The sequence below is a fragment of the Pseudomonadota bacterium genome (assembly GCA_030860485.1).
Lineage (GTDB): Bacteria > Pseudomonadota > Gammaproteobacteria > JACCXJ01 > JACCXJ01 > JACCXJ01.
The window spans coordinates 1-2866 of record JALZID010000370.1 but is presented as its reverse complement, the minus strand read 5'-3'; the positions used below and the strand labels follow the sequence as shown (position 1 = coordinate 2866).

Here is a 2866-nt window from a genome sequence, read left to right as displayed (position 1 = left end):
GGGATCGATCCGATCATCATCATTTCACCGTCCCTACAGCATCAATGACCGTTCGACCAACGATGGTCCCGCTCAGCACCTGCGCCGCCGCTGTACCGTTCAACCTTAGTCCGACAGGCTGCTAGGGGGCGTGCGTCTTCATCGCGCTGGCGTGGGCCGTAAGCGAGGAGCGGCGGGCCTTCCCGTGGTGGATCGTTGTCGCGTGCCTCGCGCTCCAGTTTGCGCTGGTCGCGGCTTTTCTGAAGCTCCCCTGGATCAAAGGCTGGGTCCTGGGACTCAACGAGGCGATGCTCGGACTCGAACGCGCCACCGAGGCCGGCACCGCCTTCGTGTTCGGTTACCTCGGCGGCGGCCCCTTGCCCTTCCCCGGCCGCACCAGGAGCGAGCTTCGTGCTGGCCTTCCGCGCGTTGCCGCTCATCCTGGTGGTGAGCGCGCTGTCGTCGCTGCTCTTCTACTGGCGCGTCTTGCCGTTCATCGTGCGCGGGCTCTCGCGGGCTCCTGGAAAAGACCCTGGGGATCGGCGGTGCCGTGGGACTGTCCGCCGCGGCGGACGTGCTCGTCGGCATGGTGGAGGCGCCGCTCTTGGTGCGGCCTTACCTCGGCGCCTTGAGCCGCGGGGAGCTGTTCTCGATCATGAGCTGCGGCATGGCCACCATCGCCGGGACGGTCATGTTCCTCTATGCGAGCATCCTGGGGGAGGTGGTCCCCGAGGCCATGGGCCACATCCTGACCGCCTCGCTCATCAACACCCCGGGTGCGCTCCTCATCGCCGCCGTCATGGTGCCTTCCTTGGGGCCAGCCACCGCGGGCGAGCTCGAGCCGGCACAGACCGCACGTTCCAGCATCGACGCCATCACCAGCGGCACGCTCGCCGGCATCGCCCTTTTGATCAACATCGTCGCCCTCTTGGTCGCGTGGCGATGGTGAGCCTCGCGGACGGCATCCTCGACGTCCTGCCCAACATCGGCGGCGAGCCCGTGACCTTACGACGCCTGCTCGGGACGCTCATGGCCCCTCTGGTGTGGCCGATCCCCTGGGGCGAGGTCCAGGACCGCCGGTGCCCTCACGGGGACCAAGACGGTGCTGAACGAGCTGGTCGCCTATCTCGACCTCGCGCGCTTACCGAAGGATGCGTTGAGCGAGCGCAGCACGGTGATCATGACCTATGCCCTGTGCGGGTTCGCGAACCTCGGGAGCCTCGGGATCCTGATCGGCGGTCTCGGCACCATGGTCCCGGAGCGGCGCGCCGAGATCATCGCCCTCGGTCCCAAGTCATCCTCTCCGGGACGCTGACGACGTTATTGGCCGGTGCCATCGTAGGCGTACTCTGGTCCTGAGCACCCGGCTCCCGCTAGGAAGCCCACGGCCCGTTGGTACGCGACCTCGAGCACGGCACCTCAACCTAACGAGGCGATGAGGCTCTTCTCCTCACCCCTCGGCACGGATGCCTGGTTCTTACCCATTGATTCTCCCGAAGGGCGGATTATACTTCCTACGCGCCGGTTTATACGTCCTATGCGCGATCCGTATGACCACGAAGCTCGGTTTGGCCGCAATGGCAGTTTCAATCCTTGCCGCCGTTACAGCCGTCCCGGCATCCTCGGAGGAGCGCACCTGCCGCGGAAGCATCGGCGCGGCCACGGTCGACAACCTGCGTGTCCCGCCCCGTGCGACGTGCACACTGAACAGGACTCGGGTCAAGGGCACGATCAAGGTCCAACGGGCAGCGACGCTCAGGGCCTCGCGCATCCGCGTTGTCGGCAACGTTCAGGCGGAGGGCGGCCGGCATGTCCGCGTCGTGCTCTCGAGGATCGGCGGGAGCGTCCAGATCGTCCAAGGCCGCAGTTCGACCTTGACCCGGAACGCCGTCAACGGCGATGTCCAGTACTTCGAGAATCGAGGCGCGATCCGGGTCAGCCGGAACAGGATCGACGGCAATCTCCAGTGCAAGGAGAATCGGCGTCGTCCCACGGGAGGCCGCAACAGGGTCGAGGGCAACAAGGAAGATCAGTGCGCTCGGCTCTAGGGTCGGTGGGGGTTGCAACCCCAGAAACGCCAAGTCCCGCAAACCCGAAGGCCCGCAGGACTTGACGAAGCGACCTTCTCAGATCCAGGCACCGACATCAAGGGGCAACCGGCGGACCTTCTGGCGGATGCATGGAATTACTCATCGCTGCCGAGAAGCGCTCTTGCATCGCGGGCGCCGTGCAGAACGCGCACAATAATGATTTCGGTGTCGGTATAGCGGTAATAAAAAGCGTAGTCCCTGAAAAAGGGGACGCGCAGGCCGGGGGCCAGGTCATCACGGGCCGGGACGAGCTCGGGATGGGAAAGGAGGGGCTCGAAGCGTTCGCGGAAACGCGCCTGCCGCCTTGGGATTGTCGGCGGCGATAAAGGCCCAGATCTCGGCAAGATCGTCTTCGGCCAGGCCGCGGAGGCTTCGCTTCCCGCTAATTTGCGAATTTGCGACCCCTCTCTCGATGATTCGCGCGGGATCAACATCTCTGACCCGTCCGGCCTCAATGTCCTCCAGACCGTGCTGAATATCCGTGCGCAGTTCAGCACGTTCGCGTTCCCGCAAGACACGCCGGTGTCTCCAGTCACGCAAGGCCTCGCGGACAATTTCGCTGCTTGAGGCATCCTCGCCACCGCTCACAGCGGCGTGCACCGCTGCGGCCATATCGGCAGTCAAGGTAATGGTGATGCGTTCCACATTACTCATAAAACATACTTTATCATCAGTAGTGTCCGACAGATTTGATAGCTAACGATCGGAAAGCCTGTATTGACAAGGCCTTTCATTACTTTGTGGGTGTAAACGATTTGAACGTGGAGCGCCGATTCGGGCAAGCTACCCGGATTTAT

4 protein-coding genes and 1 pseudogene are annotated in these 2866 nt (G+C 63.8%); 3 read left to right on the top strand and 2 right to left on the bottom strand.

Annotated features, from left to right (window positions below; all coding sequences use genetic code 11):
• Positions 1–191 precede the first annotated feature (191 nt).
• The 3 genes and pseudogenes from M3461_22855 to M3461_22845 all read left to right on the top strand — a co-directional run bounded on the left by M3461_22855 (position 192) and on the right by M3461_22845 (position 2027).
• Complete coding sequence (locus M3461_22855) at positions 192–611, top strand: hypothetical protein (protein MDQ3776980.1); 420 nt, start codon at positions 192–194, stop codon at positions 609–611.
• A gap of 167 nt (positions 612–778) precedes the next feature.
• Positions 779–1294: pseudogene (locus M3461_22850) on the top strand (hypothetical protein).
• 235 nt (positions 1295–1529) lie between these two features.
• Positions 1530–2027 (top strand): hypothetical protein, encoded by a 498-nt coding sequence (locus tag M3461_22845; protein ID MDQ3776979.1) that lies wholly within the window; start codon positions 1530–1532, stop codon positions 2025–2027.
• Positions 2028–2164: 137 nt separating this feature from the next.
• Here the strand turns inward: M3461_22845 and M3461_22840 are convergent, their stop codons facing one another.
• Positions 2165–2413: a type II toxin-antitoxin system RelE/ParE family toxin gene (locus M3461_22840; protein MDQ3776978.1), complete on the bottom strand. Its 249-nt coding sequence runs from the start codon at positions 2411–2413 to the stop codon at positions 2165–2167.
• The gene (locus M3461_22835) at positions 2304–2723 is read right to left on the bottom strand and encodes a ribbon-helix-helix protein, CopG family (GenBank protein ID MDQ3776977.1); all 420 of its coding nucleotides are present in this window, start codon (positions 2721–2723) and stop codon (positions 2304–2306) included. The genes M3461_22840 and M3461_22835 overlap by 110 nt, the downstream gene beginning before the upstream one ends.
• Between the last annotated feature and the right edge of the window lie 143 nt (positions 2724–2866).